At 74.8% G+C, this 19877-nt stretch carries 17 protein-coding genes; 9 read left to right on the top strand and 8 right to left on the bottom strand.

Features of this window, described 5'->3' with window-relative positions; all coding sequences use genetic code 11:
* The first annotated feature begins 55 nt into the window (after positions 1-55).
* The gene (locus tag JOF36_RS00370; protein WP_210024443.1) at positions 56-817 is read left to right on the top strand and encodes a DUF2334 domain-containing protein; all 762 of its coding nucleotides are present in this window, start codon (positions 56-58) and stop codon (positions 815-817) included.
* 107 nt (positions 818-924) lie between these two features.
* Here JOF36_RS00370 and JOF36_RS00365 read toward each other — a convergent pair whose 3' ends face one another.
* Positions 925-1557, bottom strand: coding sequence for an MBL fold metallo-hydrolase (locus JOF36_RS00365; RefSeq protein ID WP_210024442.1), 633 nt, complete (start codon positions 1555-1557; stop codon positions 925-927).
* Between the two features lie 95 nt (positions 1558-1652).
* On the opposite strand from JOF36_RS00365, the gene JOF36_RS00360 reads away from it, so the two are divergent.
* Entirely contained in the window at positions 1653-2507 is an 855-nt protein-coding gene (locus JOF36_RS00360; protein ID WP_210024441.1) for an alpha/beta fold hydrolase, read from the top strand.
* 5 nt (positions 2508-2512) lie between these two features.
* Here JOF36_RS00360 and JOF36_RS00355 read toward each other — a convergent pair whose 3' ends face one another.
* Positions 2513-3523, bottom strand: a complete 1011-nt coding sequence (locus JOF36_RS00355; protein WP_210024440.1) for an NAD-dependent epimerase/dehydratase family protein — start codon at positions 3521-3523, stop codon at positions 2513-2515.
* 78 nt (positions 3524-3601) lie between these two features.
* Between JOF36_RS00355 and purS the strand changes: the two genes are divergently transcribed.
* From purS to purM, 6 genes are all read left to right on the top strand, one after another.
* The gene (gene purS, locus JOF36_RS00350) at positions 3602-3835 is read left to right on the top strand and encodes a phosphoribosylformylglycinamidine synthase subunit PurS (RefSeq protein WP_210024439.1); all 234 of its coding nucleotides are present in this window, start codon (positions 3602-3604) and stop codon (positions 3833-3835) included.
* The gene (gene purQ / locus JOF36_RS00345) at positions 3832-4503 is read left to right on the top strand and encodes a phosphoribosylformylglycinamidine synthase subunit PurQ (RefSeq protein WP_210024438.1); all 672 of its coding nucleotides are present in this window, start codon (positions 3832-3834) and stop codon (positions 4501-4503) included. The genes purS and purQ overlap by 4 nt, the downstream gene beginning before the upstream one ends.
* A 60-nt stretch (positions 4504-4563) precedes the next feature.
* Positions 4564-6864 carry a phosphoribosylformylglycinamidine synthase subunit PurL gene (gene purL, locus JOF36_RS00340; protein ID WP_210024437.1) on the top strand — a complete coding sequence of 767 codons (2301 nt, stop codon included), beginning with the start codon at positions 4564-4566 and terminating at the stop codon, positions 6862-6864.
* Positions 6865-6877: 13 nt separating this feature from the next.
* A complete protein-coding gene (locus JOF36_RS00335; RefSeq protein ID WP_210024436.1) occupies positions 6878-7237 on the top strand; it encodes a sterol carrier family protein in 360 nt (119 codons plus the stop codon).
* 61 nt (positions 7238-7298) lie between these two features.
* On the top strand, positions 7299-8867 hold the full coding sequence (gene purF / locus JOF36_RS00330) for an amidophosphoribosyltransferase (protein ID WP_210024435.1): 1569 nt from the start codon (positions 7299-7301) through the stop codon (positions 8865-8867).
* Positions 8868-8920: 53 nt separating this feature from the next.
* Positions 8921-10018, top strand: coding sequence for a phosphoribosylformylglycinamidine cyclo-ligase (gene purM, locus JOF36_RS00325; protein WP_210024434.1), 1098 nt, complete (start codon positions 8921-8923; stop codon positions 10016-10018).
* Between the two features lie 79 nt (positions 10019-10097).
* Here purM and JOF36_RS00320 read toward each other — a convergent pair whose 3' ends face one another.
* The 4 genes from JOF36_RS00320 to JOF36_RS00305 all read right to left on the bottom strand — a co-directional run bounded on the left by JOF36_RS00320 (position 10098) and on the right by JOF36_RS00305 (position 13058).
* A complete protein-coding gene (locus JOF36_RS00320) occupies positions 10098-10832 on the bottom strand; it encodes an NUDIX hydrolase (protein WP_210024433.1) in 735 nt (244 codons plus the stop codon).
* A gap of 212 nt (positions 10833-11044) precedes the next feature.
* A complete protein-coding gene (locus tag JOF36_RS00315; RefSeq protein WP_210024432.1) occupies positions 11045-11248 on the bottom strand; it encodes a DUF3073 domain-containing protein in 204 nt (67 codons plus the stop codon).
* A gap of 221 nt (positions 11249-11469) precedes the next feature.
* Complete coding sequence (gene ygfZ, locus JOF36_RS00310) at positions 11470-12576, bottom strand: CAF17-like 4Fe-4S cluster assembly/insertion protein YgfZ (RefSeq protein WP_210024431.1); 1107 nt, start codon at positions 12574-12576, stop codon at positions 11470-11472.
* Positions 12573-13058, bottom strand: a complete 486-nt coding sequence (locus JOF36_RS00305) for a Fur family transcriptional regulator (RefSeq protein WP_307862146.1) — start codon at positions 13056-13058, stop codon at positions 12573-12575. The genes ygfZ and JOF36_RS00305 overlap by 4 nt, the downstream gene beginning before the upstream one ends.
* Before the next feature lie 4496 nt (positions 13059-17554).
* On the opposite strand from JOF36_RS00305, the gene JOF36_RS00300 reads away from it, so the two are divergent.
* Positions 17555-18394 (top strand): hypothetical protein, encoded by an 840-nt coding sequence (locus tag JOF36_RS00300; RefSeq protein WP_210024430.1) that lies wholly within the window; start codon positions 17555-17557, stop codon positions 18392-18394.
* On the opposite strand, the gene JOF36_RS00295 is transcribed toward JOF36_RS00300, so the two are convergent.
* Positions 18395-19261: a 5-oxoprolinase subunit C family protein gene (locus JOF36_RS00295; protein WP_210024429.1), complete on the bottom strand. Its 867-nt coding sequence runs from the start codon at positions 19259-19261 to the stop codon at positions 18395-18397.
* A complete protein-coding gene (locus JOF36_RS00290) occupies positions 19258-19872 on the bottom strand; it encodes a 5-oxoprolinase subunit B family protein (RefSeq protein ID WP_307862145.1) in 615 nt (204 codons plus the stop codon). The genes JOF36_RS00295 and JOF36_RS00290 overlap by 4 nt, the downstream gene beginning before the upstream one ends.
* Positions 19873-19877 lie beyond the last annotated feature (5 nt).

Here is a 19877-nt window from a genome sequence, read left to right as displayed (position 1 = left end):
CTGTTCGTCGCCGGGGTGTGGCGTGCGGTTCACCTCGGTCCGGCTCAATGGGGTCATGAGCACGCTGCTGGTGTCGCTGTCCGGCCTGACCGGCGGCGACGACGCCGACCGGGCCCGCGCCGCCGCGTTCGCCGTCGAGCTGGACCGCCGCGGCGTGCCCCTGACCCATCTGGTGCAGCCCACAGGGCCTGCGGGACCGCTGCGCCGCGGTGACGACCTGGTCCGCTGGATCGCGGGCCGGGTGCGGGCCGGCGACGACGTGCTGCTGCACGGCTACGACCACACCGCCGATCCGGTCGGGGCCTGGCAGAACGGGAGCGTCCCGCGGATCGGGCGGCGCACCGAGTTCGGGGCGCTGCCCCGGCACGAGGCCGGCCTGCGGCTGACCGGCGCCCGCCGGATCCTCGCCGCGACCGGGTTGTCCACCGACGGCTTCGCGCCGCCCGGCTGGATCGCCTCGGGCGGTACCGTCGACGCACTCACCGACCAGGGCTTCGGCCTGTGTACCGACGAGACCTCGCTGCGCGTGCTCGGCGGGCCGGTGCTGCGCGCGAAGGTGCTGACCTTCCGCAGCTCCGAGCCGTGGCTCGGCGGCGAGCGCGCCGCCGGGGACCGCCGCCGCGGCCGCGCACTGGAGCAGCAGGTCATGCGTACCGCGCAGCGCGGCGGAATCATCCGGATCGCGTTGCGCGCCAAGGACCTGCGCAAGCCGCACCGCACCGGTGCCGTGCTGGCCGCGATCGACGCCGCACGGACGGCGGGTGCGGTCGGGTCGGTCCACCGCAGCCTGCTCGCGGCCGCGGCGCCGGCCGCCTGAGCGACCGGCCACCCCAGACCATCCGGCGAAAGGGCCCGGTTGTCCACAGTGTGTGTTCTCCTGTGGACAACCGGCGCCGACTGTGGACAACCCCGCGGATCAGCCGGTCAGAGCGTGACCGCCGTCTCGCGGTCCGGGACCACCATGGCGGTCCCGGCGGGGCCGAGGTCGTCGAAGAACCGGTAGTGCATCGCCGGGTTCGCGAGCGTCTGCTCGTGGATCGGCACGACCGTGCGCGGTGCCACCGCCCGCAGGTAGTCCACGGCCTCGGAGACCTTCAGCCACGGCGCCCCGGTCGGGAGCAGCAGCGTGGCGAGCTCGTCGAGACCGGGCGGGGTGTAGGCGTCGCCGGGGTGCAGCAGGGTCCCGTCGACCAGGTAGCCGTTGTTCGCGACCAGCGGGATGTCCCGGTGGATCTCGGCGTGGTTCCCGGACCCGACGACGGCGACCTGGGCACCGCCCAGCGACAGCCGGTCGCCCGGTGCCGCGGTGCGGGCGTCGATCCCGTCGAGCTGCTCCGCGGTCTGCCCGTCGGTGACCAGGGCGGCGTCCGGGTTGGCGCGGAGCAGGGTCCGCAGCTTGTCGGCGTCGACGTGGTCGAAGTGCTGATGGGTGACCAGGATCGCGTCCAGCCCGTCGAGGGACTCGAATCCGGACGAGAACGCGCCCGGGTCGAACAGCAGCCGGGCGGCGCCGGTGTCGACCAGGACGCAGGCGTGGCCGTAGTGCGTGATCTGCATGTGCCCCAGCATCCCCGGCCCGTCCGGTGACCGCCGGGCACCTCCGGCATCCCGCGGTACCGATGAGAACGGCGGGCGGATCCGGTCCACGGGACATGGATACGCACACGCTGCACCTCGACGACGCCGACATCGTCTACGACGTCCACGGCCCCGATCCCGTCCCCGGCGAGCGGGCGCTGCTCGCGATCGGCCAGCCGATGGACGCCGCCGGGTTCCGCGCACTGGCCGGGCAGCTGCCGGACCGGCGCGTCGTCGCCTACGACCCGCGCGGGCTGGGCCGCAGTACCCGGCGCGACGGCCGCACCGACAACGACCCGCACGTCCAGGCCGCGGACGTGCACGCGCTGATCGGTGAGCTCGGCGGGCCGGTGGACCTGCTGGCCAGCAGCGGGGGAGCGATCACGGCGCTGGCGCTGGTCCAGGCCCACCCCGGCGACGTCCGGGTACTGGTCGCGCACGAGCCGCCGCTGATCGGGGAGCTGCCCGACGCCGACGCCGCGTGGCGGGCGTGGCGCGGGACACGGGAGGTCTACGACACCCGCGGCTGGGGCGCCGGGATGGCCGCGTTCATCGCCTTCACCTCCTGGGCCGGCGAGTACACCGAGGAGTACTTCGCTGCCGGCCCACCGGACCCGGCGCAGTTCGGCCTGCCGGTCGACGACGACGGCTCGCGCGACGACCCGCTGCTGTCCGACCGGTCGGCCGCGGTGCTCACGCTCACCCCGGACGCCGCCGCGCTCGCCGCCGCCCCGACCCGGGTGCTGCTCGCCGTCGGGGAGGAGACCGGCGACGCCGTCACCGCACGGACCACGCGCGCCCTGGCCGCCCGGCTCGGGCAGGAGGTGGTGCGTTTCCCCAGCCACCACGGCGGGTTCGCCGACGGTGAGTCCGGTCATCCGGGCAAGCCGGACGAGTTCGCCGCCCGGTTGCGGGAGCTGCTGGTGTAGCGGGCTCAGCCGGTCGTGTGGGCACGCAGGACGGCGCGTTCCTCGGCCTCGGTCAGGCCGGCCTTGCGCTCGCGGTCCAGCCCGAGCCTGCGCTCCCACTCCAGTGCCGCGCGCGCGGTCTCGGCGACCGGCCGGACGGTCAGACCGGCGTCGAGGGTGTCGGTGACGTCACGGTCGGCCATCCCCCAGTGCGTCTCGGGCAGCCACAACGGCAGCGAGCGTGGGCCGTACCAGATGCCGACGTCCTCGGAGTACAGCGTCTCGACCGGCACCCGGACCAGATCGAGGCCCGGGGCACCGACGGCGTCGGTGATCTCCTCCAGCACCCGGGCCAGGGTCGACCGCGGCCCGGTGCCGTCGTACGTCCCGATCGTCCCCGCCCGGGCGCACCGCACGATCCACGCCGCCAGGTCGCGGACGTCGACGAGCTGCATCGGGTGCCCGGGCACGTCCGGGACCACCGCGCGGCCGCCGCGGGAGATCCGGTTCGCCCAGTACCCGAAGCGGTCGAGCAGGTCGCCGTGCCCGCACATCAGCCCGCCCCGCACGATCAGTGCCCGGTCGCCCGCCCGGTCCCGGACCGCGTCCTCGCTCCCGACCTTCACCGAGCCGTAGACCTCGGGGTCGGTGAACTGCACCGCGGGGTCGGGTGCGCCGTGCAGCGGAGGCAGCGTGGCCTGGCCGACGGTGCCGCCACGCAGCGACAGGTCGGCGTAGGCGTTGATCGACGAGACGAACGTCCAGTGCCCGGCCCGGCCGGCCAGCGCGTCGAGGGCGTCGCGGACCCAGGGCGCGGACATCGTGGCGACGTCGACGACGGCGTCGAACTCCTGTCCGCCGAGTGCCGCGGCGAGCGCACCCGGCTCGGACCGGTCCACCTTCACCGCCGTGGCGCCGCGCGGCGGCTCGCCGGACACGCCACGCGAGACGCAGGTCACCGAGTCCCCGGCGGCCAGTGCGGCCTCGGCGACCGCGCGGGAGAGGAAGACCGTTCCGCCCAGGACCACGATGCGCATACCCGATGGTGGGCCCGGCACGTCGGGCTGTCACCACCGTTCACCGTCGGCCCGGAGAGAACCTCTAGGCTGAGCGACGTGGCCAGAGTGGTGGTGGACGTGATGCCCAAGCCCGAGATCCTCGATGTCCAGGGTCAGGCCGTGACCCGGGCGCTCGGCCGGATCGGCGTGTCCGGGGTGAGCGGCGTACGACAGGGCAAGCACTTCGAGCTCGAGGTGGACGACGCGATCGACGACGAGACCCTGGACCGGCTCGCCGGTTCGCTGCTGGCGAACCCGGTGATCGAGGAGTGGACGGTGACCCGGCTGTGAGTCGCGTCGGTGTCATCACCTTCCCCGGCACCCTGGACGACGTCGACGCCGCCCGCGCGGTCCGCCGCTCCGGCGCCGAGGCCGTCCCGCTGTGGCACGGGGACCACGACCTGCGCGGCGTGGACGCCGTCGTCGTGCCGGGTGGGTTCTCCTACGGCGACTACCTGCGGGCCGGGGCGATCGCGTCGCTCGCGCCGATCATGCGCGAGGTCGTCGACGCCGCCGGGCGAGGCCTGCCGGTGCTCGGTATCTGCAACGGCTTCCAGATCCTCTGCGAGGCGCACCTGCTGCCCGGCGCGCTCGTCGCGAACGCCGGCCTGCACTTCCTGTGCCGGGACCTGATCCTGACGGTCGAGAACGCGCAGACCGCCTGGACCAGGGACTACGCGGCCGGCGACCAGCTGCTCATCCCGCTGAAGTCGCAGGAGGGCCGCTACGTCGCCGACGCCGCGACCCTCGACGAGATCGAGGGCGAGGGCCGGGTGGTGTTCCGCTACCGCGACGGTGCGCCGAACGGCTCGTCGCGCGACATCGCCGGCATCACGAACGCGGCCGGGAACGTCGTCGGGCTGATGCCGCACCCCGAGCACGCGACGAGCGCGCTCACCGGCCCGTCCTCCGACGGCCTGGGGCTGTTCACCTCACTGCTGGCGCAGGTCGCCGCCTGAGTCGGTGAGCCCGGTCTCGGGGGTCGTGGGTCACAGTGACGGGCCGTCTACCCTGGCGCCGTGACGCAGCCCGAGGTGACCGCCGACTCCGTCTCCCACGCCGGGTCGACGCCGGACCAGCCGCAGCCCTACCGGGAACTGGGCCTCAAGGACGACGAGTACGCCCGGATCCGGGACATCCTCGGTCGTCGGCCCACCGACGCCGAGCTGGCGATGTACTCGGTGATGTGGAGCGAGCACTGCTCGTACAAGTCCTCGAAGGTGCATCTGCGCTACTTCGGTGAGACCACCACCGACGAGATGCGCTCCGCGATGCTCGCCGGGATCGGGGAGAACGCCGGCGTGGTGTCGATCGGCGACGACTGGGCGGTGACCTTCAAGGTCGAGTCGCACAACCACCCGTCGTACGTGGAGCCGTACCAGGGCGCGGCGACCGGTGTCGGCGGGATCGTCCGCGACATCATGGCGATGGGTGCCCGCCCGATCGCGGTCGGCGACCCGCTGCGCTTCGGTCCGATCGACGCCGACGACACCGCCCGGGTGCTGCCCGGGATCGTCGCCGGGGTCGGCGGCTACGGCAACTGCCTGGGCCTGCCGAACATCGCCGGCGAGGTGGTGTTCGACCCGTCCTACGCGGGGAACCCGCTGGTCAACGCCCTGTGTGTGGGTGCGTTGAAGACCGAGGACCTGCACCTGGCGTTCGCCTCCGGGACCGGCAACAAGATCATTCTCTTCGGTGCGACGACCGGCCTGGACGGCATCGGCGGCGTCTCGGTGCTGGCCTCGGAGACCTTCGACGAGTCCACCGGCGGCACCGGCCGCAAGAAGCTGCCGAGCGTGCAGGTGGGCGACCCGTTCACCGAGAAGGTGCTCATCGAGTGCTGCCTGGACCTGTTCGCGGCCGGTCTGGTCGTCGGCATCCAGGACCTCGGCGGAGCCGGCCTGTCCTGCGCCACGAGCGAGCTGGCCAGCGCCGGTGACGGCGGCATGCGGGTCGACCTCGACCAGGTGCCGCTGCGCGCCACCGGCATGACCGCCGCCGAGATCCTCTCCTCGGAGTCCCAGGAGCGGATGTGCGCGGTCGTGAAGCCCGAGGACGTGGAGTCGTTCCTCGAGGTCTGCAGCAAGTGGGACGTGCTGGCGAGCGTCATCGGCGAGGTCACCGAGGGCGACCGGCTGGTCATCACCTCGGGCGGCGAGACCGTCGTCGACGTGCCGCCGCGCACGGTCGCCCACGAGGGCCCCGTCTACCGGCGGCCGGTCGCCCGCGACGACGCACGGCAGGAGGCGCTGAACGCCGACACCCCCGAGCGGCTGCCGCGCCCGGAGACCCCGTCCGAGCTGCGCGCGGAGGTGCTGCGGATGGCCGCGGCACCGAACCTGGCGTCCCGGGCCTGGGTCACCGACCAGTACGACCGCTACGTGCGCGGCAACACCGTCGCCGCGCACGGCGCCGACGCCGGGATCGTCCGGGTCGACGAGGAGACCGGCCGCGGGATCTCGGTGGCCACCGACTGCAACGCCCGCTTCGTCGCGCTCGACCCGTACACCGGCGCGCAGCTCGCGCTGGCCGAGGCCTACCGCAACGTCGCCACATCCGGCGCCGTGCCGCTGGCCGTCACCGACTGCCTCAACTTCGGCTCGCCGGAGGACCCGCACGTCATGTGGCAGTTCCAGGAGGCCGTCCGCGGGCTCGCCGACGGCTGCGCGGTGCTCGGCACCCCGGTCACCGGCGGCAACGTCAGCTTCTACAACCAGACCGGCACGACGGCGATCCTGCCGACCCCGGTCGTCGGCGTGCTGGGCGTGATCGACGACGTCACCACGGCGATCCCCGCCGGGTTCGCCGGCCCGGACGGTGACGCCGTCGTCCTGCTGGGCGCGACCGCGGCCGAGTTCGGCGGGTCGGAGTGGGCGCACGAGGTGCACGGCCACCTCGGTGGGCGTCCGCCCGCCGTCGACCTGGAGCACGAGCGGCGCCTGGCGGGGCTGCTCGCCGCGGGGGCGGCCGACGGCTCGCTCACCGGCACCCACGACCTGTCCGACGGCGGCCTGGCCCAGGGGCTGGTCGAGGCGGCGCTGGCCGTGGGCCGCGGCGCCCGGATCGACCTGACCGTCGTGCACGAGGACACCTTCACCGCCCTGTTCTCCGAGTCGGCCGGACGGGTGCTCGTGACCACCGCCGACGCGGACGCCCTGCTCGCCCGGGCCGCCGACGCCGGCGTCCCCGCGGTGCGGATCGGCGCCACCGGCGGTGCCGTGCTGGACCTCGGTGACGGGGTCGCCCCGCTGGACCTCGACGAGCTGCGCACGGCCTGGGAGGGGACGCTCCCGGCCCGGTTCGGGCAGGTCTCGGTGTGACGGCGGCCGCGCGGTGACCACCGGGGACGCCCTGGAGGAGTGGGTCGCGGGTGGCCCGGAGCCCGAACGGGGGGTCCGCAAGGCCGCGGTGAAGGCGTCGCTGGAGGAGCTCGCGCGGCGCGCGCCCGGGCGCAGCGTCGAGGTGCGGGTTCCGCCGTTCGGCGCCGTCCAGTGCATCGAGGGTCCGCGGCACAGCCGCGGTACCCCGCCGAACGTCGTCGAGGCCGACCCGCGGACCTGGATCGCGCTGGCCATCGGCCGGCTCGCGTGGTCCGACGCGGTCGCGTCGGGTGCCCTCGCCGTGTCGGGCTCGCGGGCCGGCGAGATCGCCGGCCTGCTGCCGCTACGTGACGCCCGTCCCGGACCCGGGTGAACGCCCACCGGCGGGCGTAGGATCACGGACTGGTCCGGTACGCCAGCCGAGGAGCGCCGCGTTGAGTTCCGTCCGGAACGAGTACGTCAGCCCTGCCCCCACCACCCCGTCCGCAGTCGAACCCGAGGAGACCGGCCCCCGCGAGGAATGCGGGGTCTTCGGGGTCTGGGCCCCGGGCGAGGACGTCGCGAAGATGACGTACTACGGCCTCTACGCCCTGCAGCACCGCGGCCAGGAGGCCGCAGGCATGGCCGTCTCCGACGGCCGGCGCACGGTCGTCTTCAAGGATCTCGGCCTGGTCAGCCAGGTGTTCGACGAGCAGACCCTCTCGTCGCTGCGCGGCCACCTCGCCGTCGGGCACTGCCGATACTCGACGACGGGCGCGACCACCTGGGAGAACGCCCAGCCGACGTTCCGGACCACCGCGACCGGGTCGGGGCTGGCGCTCGGCCACAACGGCAACCTCGTCAACACCGCCGAGCTGCGCGAGGACGTCGCGAAGCTGGAGGACAAGCAGCGCTCCGGGCTGCGCGCCACGACCGACTCCGACCTGCTCACCGAACTGCTCGCGGCCGGCGCCGCCGACCTCGGCATCTACGAGGCCGCGATGCGGCTGCTGCCGCGGTTGCGCGGCGCGTTCTCGCTGACCTTCTCCGACGAGTCGACCCTCTACGCCGCCCGGGACCCGCAGGGCGTCCGACCGCTGGTGCTGGGCCGGCTCGAGCGCGGCTGGGTCGCCGCCTCCGAGACGGCGGCGCTGGACATCGTCGGCGCGTCGTTCGTTCGTGAGGTCGAGCCCGGCGAGCTCATCGCGATCGACGCCGACGGCATACGCAGCCAGCGCTTCGCCGCACCCGAACCCAAGGGCTGCGTGTTCGAGTACGTCTACCTGGCCCGCCCGGACACCCACATCGCAGGCCGCTCGGTCTACGACACGCGGGTCGAGATCGGGCGCCGGCTCGCCGACGTGCAGCCGGTCGAGGCCGACCTGGTCATCCCGGTCCCGGAGTCCGGCACCCCGGCCGCGATCGGCTACGCCCAGGGGTCCGGCATCGCCTACGGCCAGGGCCTGGTGAAGAACGCCTACGTCGGGCGGACCTTCATCCAGCCCAGCCAGACGATCCGCCAGCTCGGCATCCGGCTCAAGCTCAATCCGCTGCGCAACGTGATCCGCGGCAAGCGCCTGGTCGTGGTCGACGACTCGATCGTGCGCGGCAACACCCAGCGCGCCCTGGTCCGGATGCTGCGCGAGGCCGGCGCGCTCGAGGTGCACGTGCGGATCGCGAGCCCGCCGGTGCGCTGGCCCTGCTTCTACGGCATCGACTTCGCCAGCCGCGCCGAGCTGATCGCGAACGGCGCCGACACCGAGGGCGTCCGCCGCTCGATCGGCTCCGACAGCCTCGCCTACGTGTCGGTCGAGCAGATGGTCGCCGCGTCGGAACAGCCGCGCTCCCGGCTGTGCTGTGCCTGTTTCGACGGTGACTACCCGATTCCCCTCCCCGAGGAGGCGAAACTCGGCAAACACCTCCTGGAGGACATCCCGGATGCGGACGCCTCCGGTTCCGCATCGGGGGATCCCGGCCCACTGGCCGTCGGATACGGTGCGGGTGAGGCGCTGAGCCGGCCCTAGACCCGCGCAGCACCGCCCACGAGACCCGCACCCCGCACCTGGAGAACCGACCCATGCCCTCGACCGAGCCCGGCCCCGCCAGCTACGCCTCAGCGGGTGTCGACATCGACGCGGGGGAGCGGGCCGTCGAGCAGTTCCGCCCGTTCGCGGAGAAGGCCACCCGGCCCGAGGTGATGGGCGGGATCGGCGGGTTCGCCGGGCTGTTCGCCGCGAAGTTCGGCAAGTACGCCGAGCCGGTGCTGGCCGCGTCGACCGACGGCGTCGGTACCAAGGTCGCGATCGCGCAGGCCATGGACAAGCACGACACCATCGGCCAGGACCTGGTCGCGATGGTCGTCGACGACCTGGTCGTCTGCGGGGCGGAGCCGCTGTTCCTGCAGGACTACATCGCCATCGGCAAGGTGGTGCCCGAGAAGGTCGCGATGATCGTGCGCGGCATCGCCGAAGGGTGCCAGGCGGCCGGCTGTGCGCTGCTCGGCGGCGAGACGGCCGAGCACCCGGGCCTGATGGAGGAGGGCGGCTACGACCTGTCCGCGACCGGGGTCGGGATCGTCGACGCCGAGAAGATGCTGCGCCCCGAGCGGGTCCGGCCCGGTGACGTCCTGGTGGCGCTCGGCTCGTCCGGCCTGCACTCCAACGGCTACTCGCTGGCCCGGCACGTCCTGCTGGACATCGCGCGGCTGCAGCTCGAGGGCGAGCTCGAGGAGTTCGACCACTCGCTGGGCGAGGAGCTGCTCATCCCGACCCGGATCTACGCCAAGGACTGCCTGGCGATCACCGCCGAGACCGGGGTGCGGACGTTCTCGCACATCACCGGCGGCGGACTGGCCCGGAACCTGGAGCGGGTGCTGCCCGACGGCCTCGCGGCGACGGTCGAACGTGGCTCGTGGACCCCGGCACCGATCTTCAAGCTGATCCAGTCCCGGGGCCGGGTGGACCGGGCCGAGATGGAGAAGACGTTCAACATGGGTGTCGGCATGGTCGCCGTGCTGCCGCCCGAGGACGTCGACCGGGCACTGGCCGTCCTCACCGCCCGTCACGTCCCGGCCTGGATCCTCGGCGAGGTCGCCCGGATCGGCGACGTCGAGGGCACCGACTCCGGCGAGATCGGGGCCCGGGTGCAGCTGCGCGGCGAGCACCCCCGGTTCTGAACGGCTCGGCGGACGGTCCCGGAGAGAGCCCCGGCCGCAGGCTCCTCGCCGGCGGAACCCGCTCACGTGGTGAGCGAGCTCAGCCGAGGGCGTCGTGCCGGGGCGCCGCCGTCGCGCGGTCGTTCACCCGGTGCGGATCCCGGAGCATAGGCGGATGCAGGGCGGTGGCGTCGCCGCGGCGGAACAGCCGGGGCGGCCGGCCGCGGCCGCCGGTCACCAGCGCGGCGGTCGGCACCAGGAACCCCTCGGTCGAGGTCACCTTCCGCTGGAAGTTGCGCGGGTCCAGCGACGCGTCCCAGACGGCCTCGTAGACCCGCCGCAGGTCGGTGACGGTGAACTCGGCCGGGCAGAACGAGGCGGCCAGGGTGGTGTACTCCAGCTTGGCCTTCGCCCGTTCGACGCCGTCGGCGAGGATCCGGTCGTGGTCGAACGCCAGTGGCCCGGTGCCGTCGACCGGCCACCACGCCGACGCCGCGGCGCTGCCGCCCGGTGTCGGCTCCGGCATGTCCGGCACGAACGCCAGGTAGCCCACCGACAGCACGCGGCCGCGCGGGTCCCGGTCCGGGGCCGCGTAGCTCGCGAGCTGCTCCAGATGCCCGACGACGGCGTGGCCGGTGTCGGCTCCGGTCTCCTCGCCGAGGCGCCGGCCCGCGGTGTGCACCAGGTCCTCGTCGGGGCGCACGAAGCCCCCCGGGAGGGCCCACTCACCCAGGAACGGTCGCTCGCCCCGTTCGATGAGCAGCACGTGGAGACGCTCGGCCCGGACGGTGAGCACGACAAGGTTGACGGCGACCGCGAAGAGGTTGCCGCGCATGTCGTGAACACCTCGGACGGGGACGGGGACCAGAACGCGCGCTCCGTGCCGGAGCAGCGTTCATGATCTTGCCCTATCCGATCGGTCGGGCGAAACCGGCGGGTACGACCGGCGTGCCGCACATGTCGACGAGCGGCAACCGGTTCTGCGCGCGAGTCGACGCCCGGGCGTGGGAGTGGTTACTCCCGCGCCCGGGCGCCGATACGCGCGGGTCAGCGACGAGAGTCGTCGACCTCGTCGTTGTACTTGGCGGCGAGGTCGCCGTACTCGCCGTACTCGTCGTCGCGGTTGTCGGTAGTCACCGCCGTCCCGCTACCGATCTCCGCCTGCAAGGCGTCGAGATCCATAGAAGGGGAGCTGTACTTGAGCTCACGGGCCACCTTCGTCTGCTTGGCCTTGGCTCGTCCACGCCCCATGGCAGGTCCCCCTTACAACAGGGAAGGGGCGGCCCGGTCACCTGACACGACCCGGCGGCCCCTCTCGTCTCATCAATGTCGTGGTACCAACCGTACCCTGTTGGCCCCGGCACGTGCGACGTGGCACCGCCGTCGTCACAGCCGGACGTACGTACACGTGCCCCGCGACACTCCCGGTGCGTCCGGTGGACACCCCGGGTGGGCGCCCGCCGGACGACCGGTCAGGTGCGGCGTCCCGGGCGGGCGGCCTGCCCCCGTACGGCGCGCCCGGGTGGGGTGCGGTCGGGATCCGCCTCGTAGGAGTCCGGGTCGATGGATGCCGGGGAGGCCCGTTCCTCGAGCCCCGCGGTCAGCTCCGCGTCCACCGGCACCGACCGCTTCACCAGCGCCAGTGCGACCGGCCCCAGCTCGTGGTGCTGGACGACGGTGCCGACCCGGCCGACCTGGCGGTCGCCCCGGTGCACCGGGTCACCGGTACGGGGCAGGTCCTCGTCACCGGCGTCGAGGTGCAGCAGCACCTGGCGACGCGGGGGGCGGCCGAGGTTGGCGACCCGCGCGACCGTCTCCTGACCGCGGTAGCAGCCCTTGGTGAGGTGCACGGCGGGCCCGATCCAGCCGACCTCGTGCGGGATCGTCCGCTCGTCGGTGTCCCGGTGCAGCCGCGGCGCCCGCGACTCGACCCGCAGTGCCTCGAACGCCATCGTCCCCGCGGCCCGGGCGCCCGCCGCGGTCAACGTGGACCACCAGGTGTCTTTCGCGTCCCGCGGTACGGCGACGTCCACGGCATCGCGGCCCGGCCAGGGGGTGCGCCGGACGAAGCCGCCGCCCTCCAGGCCCGCCACACCGTGCGGGGCGGGGGGCAACGGCAGCCCGGCCTTCTCGAGCACGGCCGGGACCTCCGGGCCGACGACACTCAGCACGGCCAGCTCGGCGGTGGCGTCGCGGAGCTCGACCGCGGACCAGAACACCATCTTTCTCAGGTAGTCGAGCAGCGCCGCGCCCTCGCCGGACTCGGTGTCCAGGTACACGGTGCCGCCGGTGGAGGCGACGGCCATGTGGTGCAGCACCCGGCCCTGCCCGTCGAGCACCAGCGCCTCGGTGCCGGTGTCCGGGGGCAGTTCGCTGACGTGCTGGGTGAGCAGCAGGTGCAGCCAGGACAGCCGCTCGTCACCGGCCACCGCGAGGACGTCGCGGTGGCTGCGGTCGACGACGGCGGCCGAGCGGGCCATGGCCCGTTGCTCGGCAGGGGGGTCGCCGTGGTGGGCCGGGACGGCGGCGTCCGGGTCCGGGGTCTCGTCGGTGTCGTGCTCGGGTCCGGAGGTCGTCACCGGTCTCCCTTCACGGTCTCCGCCGGGGCGGGGTCCGCATCGTCGTTCTGGGTGTCGTTCTGGTCGTCGGGCTCGCCTGCACAGTCCGCGCAGGTGCCCGACAGCGCCACGTGTGTCGAGTCCAGCTGGAAACCCAGCTCGGCGAGCGTGCGTCTCGCCACATCGGTCAGCAGCTCGGCCGGGGCCTCGTCCACTCCTCCGCAGCGGTGGCAGACCAGGTGCAGGTGCCGGTGCCGGTGTTCGGAGTAGGTCGGGGCGCCGTGTCCGAGATGGGCGTGCCGGACGAGCCCGAGATCCTCGAGCAGGTCCAGCGTCCGGTAGACGGTCGTGATGTTGACGGCGGGTGCGGTGGCCTGCACACGGGTGCACACCTGCTCGGGCGTCGCGTGCCCCAGTTCGCGCACCGCGTCCAGCACCAGCTGACGTTGCGGCGTCATCCGCAGACCGCGCTTGTGCAGCGTGCCCTTCAGCGAGGTGTCCACGCAGCCGATGGTATTCGGTACGGCCCGGTAGGGTCGCAGACGCGCGAACGGTAGCCGCACATCGTGTCACGTGATCGTCGGTCGAGGGAGCCGCCACGCCGGTGGGGGACCTCCACGCGTCGCGGCGTTCGCCGCGACGGCGCACCCGCGGCTACTCTGTCCGTGGGGATCGAGCCGGGTGTGCCCGGGTGCGAGGGCCCTGCGCAATGCCGGACGACCTGTGTGAGGAGAGGCGATGACGGCAGACGGGGCGGACCGCCCGGGCGGTTCCCCGCGGTTCGACGTCGTACTCCGCGGATACGACCGCAAGCAGGTGGACGAGCACGTGGTCCAGATGCAGCGGGTGATGAGCCGGATGCGGGCGGACGTCGAAGCGCTGCGGAACCGGCCGATACCGCCGCCGATGCCGGCCTCGCCGCCCGGTGGTTTCGCCGCTCCACAGGGGGCCCCCGGTGGTCCGCCGCCCGGGCCGCCGCGTCCGGGCCCGCGCCCTGGACCACCTCAGGGGCCGGGACCGCAGGACTCCGACCGGCACGGTGCCGTCGACAACTTCTCCGACCGGATGCAGGCGATCCTGCAGAAGGCGGAGGAGGAGGCCGAGGAGATCCGGTCCAAGGCGAAGGCGGATGCGGAGCGCGTCACCGCCGAGGCCCGCAAGCAGGTCGACCGGGCCCGGGCGGACGCCGATCGGGCCCGCGAGCACGGTGACAAGCTCCGTACCGAGGTCGGGGAGCTGACCCGGCGCCGCGACGAGCTCCGCGCCGAGGGCGCGAAGCAGGGCAGCGGTGCCTCCGCGGACCCCGGACGCTACGAGACCGCTGCGGCGGACGGTGCCCGTCCGGCCGGCGCACCCGGGCAGGGTGACTCCGGCTCCGCGCCGCGTCCCGGCCCGCGCCCGCAGCCGGGACCGGGTGGGCAGCCGGGACCGGGTGGACAGCAGGGGCAGGGCGGACAGCAGGGTGCAGCGGCCCCGCAGGGCGGTCGGCTCGATGGTCCCGCGCAGCGTCCTGCCGGTCCGCACGGTGCACGTCCGGTGCCGGGACCGTCCGCGCAGCCGGCCGGATCGCAGTCGGAGCCCGTCGGATCCGGTGCGCCGGCGTCCGGCTCGGCCGAGCGGTCCCCGGCACAGGGGACGGGCGGGCCGCAGGGATCCGGGCGACCGGAGGGCGGCAAGCCCGCTCCGGTACAGCTCGGTTCGGTACGGCCCGGCCCAGCACAGCCCGGCCCAGCACAGGCCGGCTCGGCACAGCCCGGCTCGGCACAGCCTGCTTCAGGGCAACCCGCTTCAGGGCAGCCCGGCTCAGGGCAGCCGAAGCCCGGCCAGCCGGGCCCGGCCAAGCCGGTGTCCGGCTCCGGTCGGCCGAACGTTCCGACGGGTCAGCTGGGCGGACCGAGCGGTCCCGGCGGGTCAGCCGGTCCGTCGAGTGGTGCGAGTGGTCCGAAGGGTTCGACCGGTCAGCCGAACGGCCCGAGCAGCCCGGAGGGGCGGCAGGACGGCCACGGCGGCCCGGCCGGTCAGCCGGGCGGCCGGAGCGGCTCGGCGGGTAAGCAGAGCAACGAGGCCGGCTCGAGCAGCGCGGCCGGGTCCAGCCGCCCAGCCGGCTCCAGCGGCACAGCGGCCTCGGGCGGTCCGAGCGGCCCAGCAGGCTCGAGTAGCCCGGCAGCTCCGAGCAGCCCGGTCGGCTCCGGCAGCCCGAACGGCCCGGCAGGTCCGAGTAGCGCGGCCGGTTCGGGCAGCTCGAGTGGCCCGGCAGGTCAGCAGGGCGGTACGAACGGTCCCGCCGGTCCGCAGAGCGGGTCGGGCGGCTCCGCCGGTCAGCAGCAGGGTGGTTCTGCCGGTCAGCAGGATGGCTCCGCCACTGCGCAGGCCGGTCCGAGCGGATCGCAGAACGGCCGGGCCGAGTCCGGCCGGGCACGTCAGGACTCCGGCCAGCAGTCGCGTCCCGGCGGTGCCCCGCACGGCGGATCCAAGAACGACCAGGGACAGGGCACGCCGTCCGGTCAGCAGGCCCAGGCGGACCCGGGGCGGCCCGGTCAGCCGGGTCCGCGGCCGGGGCCGGGGCCCCGGCCGTCCCCCGCGCCGCGACCCGGTCCCGCACCGGGCAGCCAGGCGCAGCGGGGTGTGCAGGACGTCGAGCGGACCACCGCGGTCCGCCCGGGCGGCGACGAGCCGGAGCCGGCGGAGCTCTTCCGGCCGGCGTCGGCACCGCGCCCACCGGAGCCCGCGACGTCCGCGGTGCCACGCCAGGACCCGGTCCACAAGTCCGATGAGGACGCCGAACGGACGGTAGCGGTCGGTGCCGTCCGCCGTTCCGGTGACACCCCATCGGATGGTTCACAGAAGCCGTCGGACGGGGACGAGAAGAGTTCGGCGGCCCAGCCCGCGACCGAGGCGGACCCGCCGACGACCGCGAACCCCGCAGCCGGGCGCGCCTCCCCCCAGAGCGGTGCGGGCGGCCAGCGCAACGGTCCCGGTCAGACCGGCAACGGTCAGGGCGGTCGTACCGGCGGATCCGACTCCGCGGACGCGTCCGGGAGCGGTTCCGCGAACGGCCGATCGAACGGTGCGAACGGCTCCGGCAGCGGCTCGTCCGGCACGGAGCGACCGAGCGCCGCGCAGCCGTCGACCGGGACGCGCAGCAGCTGAGGTTGCACGCGCGGGGGCTCCGACCGTCATAAGGTCCGGGCCCATGCAGCTCGGCTCGTTCACGGTCCCGCCCCTCGCCCTCGCGGCGGTGGTGGGTGCCGGCGTGCTGGCGGTCCTGGTCCTGTGGGGTGTCCGGCGGGCCCGCCGGGCCCCGGCGCTCGACCCCCTGCCCGTCGCGCCGCCCGACATGTCCGGTCGGCCGCAGCCGTGTTCGGAGGACTGGACCGGTGAGGCGGCCGGCGGGCCTGCCGACCCGCCCGGCCCGGCGCGGCCCCGGACGGTCGCGGACGTCGTCGCCGCGCGCGTCGCCGACACCGGCCCGCTCCCCGGCCTCCCCGTCCCGTCCGACGCGCGCCCGGTGACCGCCGCCGCCAGCCCGGCCCAGGACACGGTCCCGACCCAGGACACGGCCCCGGCCCCGGCCCCGGCCCCGGACACGGTGGGGCGCCACGCGGTCCGCGAGGCCGACGCCGCACCCGCAGACCTCCGTGCACCGTCCGATGAGCGGCCGGACGGCACGACGCTCGCCCGTACCCGGGAGGAGCCGGCGGGAAGCCGGCGTCGGCCGCGTCCGGCACCGGACGACACCGAGTCCACCGCACGGCCTGTCCGCTACCCGGCCGCTCCGCGCTTCGGACGGGGTGCCCGGAAGGGCGGTGCCGCGTCGAAACGGGACGAGGCCGCAGAGCCCGAGATCGGCCGCGACCCGGTCACGACCCCGGAAGTCCGCTCCGAGCCTCCCGGCACACCCGATGGTGCCGCGGGCGGGCCGGTCGACGCGCGCCGGGTGCAGGGGGATGCCGGTGGGGCGACCGAACCCGGGACGGCCGAGGGTGGAACGGCGGCGGCGGGACCGGCCGGGGCTGAGACAACGGGTCTTGGAATGACTGCGGCCGGAACGACTGCGGCCGGAACGACTGCGGCCGGAACGACCGCCACGGGAACGTCCGGTGCCGCAGCGACTGCCGCCGGTACGACCAGTGCTGGAGCGACCGCCGCCGGAACGACGGGCGCCGCAACGACTGCCGCCGGAACGACCGGTGCCGCAACGACTGGCGCCGGACCGAGCGGTGCCGAAACCGCTGGCGCCGGACCGAGCGGTGCCGGGGCAGCTGGTGCGGACACGACCGGTGAGGGAACGACTGCTGCGGGAACGACCGCTACCGGGGTGGTGGCTGCTGGAGCAGCTGCAGGCGTTGCCGCCGCCGGGCTCGCTGCCGCGGGGACCGCCGGGAGGGGCGGGCCGGACAGCGATGCGGCCGGTCGGACCGCTGCCCCGGACACCACACCCCCGGGCGGCGCCGGGGCTCGAAGCTCTGCGAACCGGGGTGCTCCGGAGGCGGGCGCCGTGTCCGCGGATGCCGCGAACCCGTACTCCGCGTCCGCTGAATCCACCGACCCGCACTCCGGGGCCGGGGATGTCGCGAACCCCTACGCCGCGAACCGATACGCGGCGTTCCCGGACGCCACGCCCTCAGACGCCGTGCCCTCACACGCGGCGAACCCGTACGCCGTGCCCCGGCTTCCAGCGCACCCGGGGGCCGCGCACTCGGATGCCGTGCACTCGGATGCCGTGCACTCGGATGCCGTGCACTCGGATGCCGTGCACCCAGATGTCGTGCACCCAGATGCCGGGAACCCGGATACCGGCAACCGGGGTACCGGCAACCGGGACGCCGGAAATCTGAACGCCGCAACCCCGTACCTCGTGGACCCGGACGTCGCTTCCGCGGGCGCCGCGAACCCGAGCGCCACGACGCCGAGTCCGACGGCCCGCAACCCTGAGCACCCCGATCGACCCGACCTCGTGAAGCCACAAGCCCCACGGTTCGGCGCCGGGCGATCCGACGTGGTCGGTCCCGGTCCGGGCCCCGACGCCGACGCCGATGTCGACTCCGGACCCGCCCGCACCGGAGCCCCGAGCAGCGCCCCCCGAGAGGCACTGCGCACCGGAGACCCGGAGCCCGCACCCGCGCAGGCGGAAGGCCCCGGCGCGGAGCCTGCGCGCCCCGCCTCCGGCAGCCAGGTCGTCGACGGTTCCGCCCCCGACGCCCCGGCAGCAGACCGCAGCGAGATCGTCGGTCCGCTTCCGCCGTGGTCGGCCGAGCGCACGGTCCCGGCCCGCGAGGATCTGCCCAGCGGCGACGAGGGCGCGGTCGGCGGCCCCCCGGACACCGGCGCGGACACCGGCGCGGACGACGACGTCGCGCGCACGGCTGCAGAGGCCCCGCCCGCGCCGGGCGGACCGGTGGCGCCGATCAGCCCGGAGCCGGTGTCCCGCGCCGTGCAGCAGGCGCTGGCCGCGCGAGCGGTGCGCCGGGCACGGATGCTCCACGCCGAGACCGAGGGGGCCGACCCGTCGACCGGTGAGCAGCAGGAGCTGCCGCTCGCGGTGGTGCCGTCCGCGCCGTCCACCCCGGCTGCGGAGAGCGACGTGCGGGACCGCCTGCTGGGTGTGCTGCTCGCCGACCCGGCCCGGGCGCTCGACGCCGCCCGGCGGCTGGACGACTCCCGGGAACGGATCGAGCAGCTCGGTGACGTGCTGCGCCGCCGCCGTGAGGACCTCGCCGGGGCGGTGCGGCACCTGAACGACTGCGGCCTCGACCCGGTCCAGATCGGACGGTTGGCGGGCATGGCGACCGCGGACGTCCGGACCATCCTGGACGGTGAGGACGCCGGCCGGGGGTGATCAGCCCAGCACGGTGAAGCGCACCCGGGTCCCGGGCGTCGCCTGGGCGAGTACCGGCAGGTCCGCGGGCTCGACCACCGCGATCACCGGGTAGCCCCCCGTCGTCGGGTGGTCGGCGAGGAACACCACCGGCGGCCCGTCCGGCGGAGCCTGCACGGCTCCGGTGACCATGCCCTCGCTGGGAAGCTCCCGGTCCCGCGTGTCCGGATGCCGTTCGGGCGGTGGGCCGTCGAGCCGCAGCCCGATCCGGTTCCCGTCCGGTGTCACCGTCCACCCCGGATCGGCCAGCGCGGACCGCGGTGCGGTGAACCAGTCGTCACGGGGACCGAGCCGGACCCGCAGGCGCACCGTTGCGGCGGGGACCGAGACCGGCACCGGCCCCGGCTCGGGCGGTGTGCCGGGCCGGGCACCCACCGGCAGCTCGGTGCCGTCGGCGACCGGGGCAGGACCGAGCCCGGACAGCAGGTCGGTGCTCCGGCTGCCCAGTGCGGCCTCGACCGCCAGACCGCCTGCGACGGCGAGGTACACGCGCAGGCCACCGACCGGCGTCCCGATCTGCAGGGTCGCGCCGTCCGGGACGTACAGGGCGGCGTGCGAGGCCGCAGGACGGCCGTCCACCGCCACCGGCGCGGGTGCGCCCGTCACGGCGACCACGCAGCCGCCGCGGGCCCGCGCCCGCAGGCCGCCGCCGAGCAGCTCCAGCCCGGCGGCACCGTCGTCGTTGCCGACGAGCCGGTTCCCCAGCTCGTACGCGGGGCGGTCGAGCGCACCGGACGGCGGCACGCCCAGGTGCGCGTTGCCCGGTCGCCCCCGGTCGGTGACCAGCGCCTGCGGCCCGGCCCGCAGCACCAGTAGCGCCCCGCTCACCGGACCTCGAACCGCACCCGGTCGCCCGGGGTGAACAGCGAGGGCGACTCGGCCCCCGGGTCGAACAGGACGACGTCGGTGTGCCCGATCAGCCGCCAGCCGCCCGGGGACCGGCGCGGGTAGACGCAGCTGTAGACGTCGGCGATCCCGACCGAGCCGGCGGGCACCGCGGTGCGGGAGCTCTCCAGGCGCGGCTGGCGCAGCGGTTCGGGCAGCCCGGACAGGTAGCCGAAGCCGGGGGCGAACCCGCAGAAGTCCACGCCGTACTCGGCGCCGCTGTGCAGGTTCACGACCTCCTCGGGGGAGATCCCGGCGGTGCGGGCGACCAGTTCGAGGTCCGCGCCGTCGTAGGTCACCGGGATCGTGTGCAGAGTGCCCGTTCCGGCCCTGCCCGCCGCCGGATCGGCGGACCGGGCGGCATCGCGCACCCGGTCCAGCGAGGCGCCGGAGGCCACCTCGACCAGCACGGTGCGGGCCGCGGGGACCAGCTCGGTCACCTCGGGCAGCTCCGCCGCGCGCACGGCGGACACGATCGCCGCCACCTCGGCCGCGGAACCCACCTCGAACAGCAGCGCCCGGCTCCCGCACGGACGCGGCACGGTGTCGACCACTCCGG

This window comes from Pseudonocardia parietis (genome assembly GCF_017876315.1).
GTDB classification, from domain to species: domain Bacteria; phylum Actinomycetota; class Actinomycetes; order Mycobacteriales; family Pseudonocardiaceae; genus Pseudonocardia; species Pseudonocardia parietis.
This window is presented reverse-complemented; position numbering and strand designations above follow the sequence as displayed.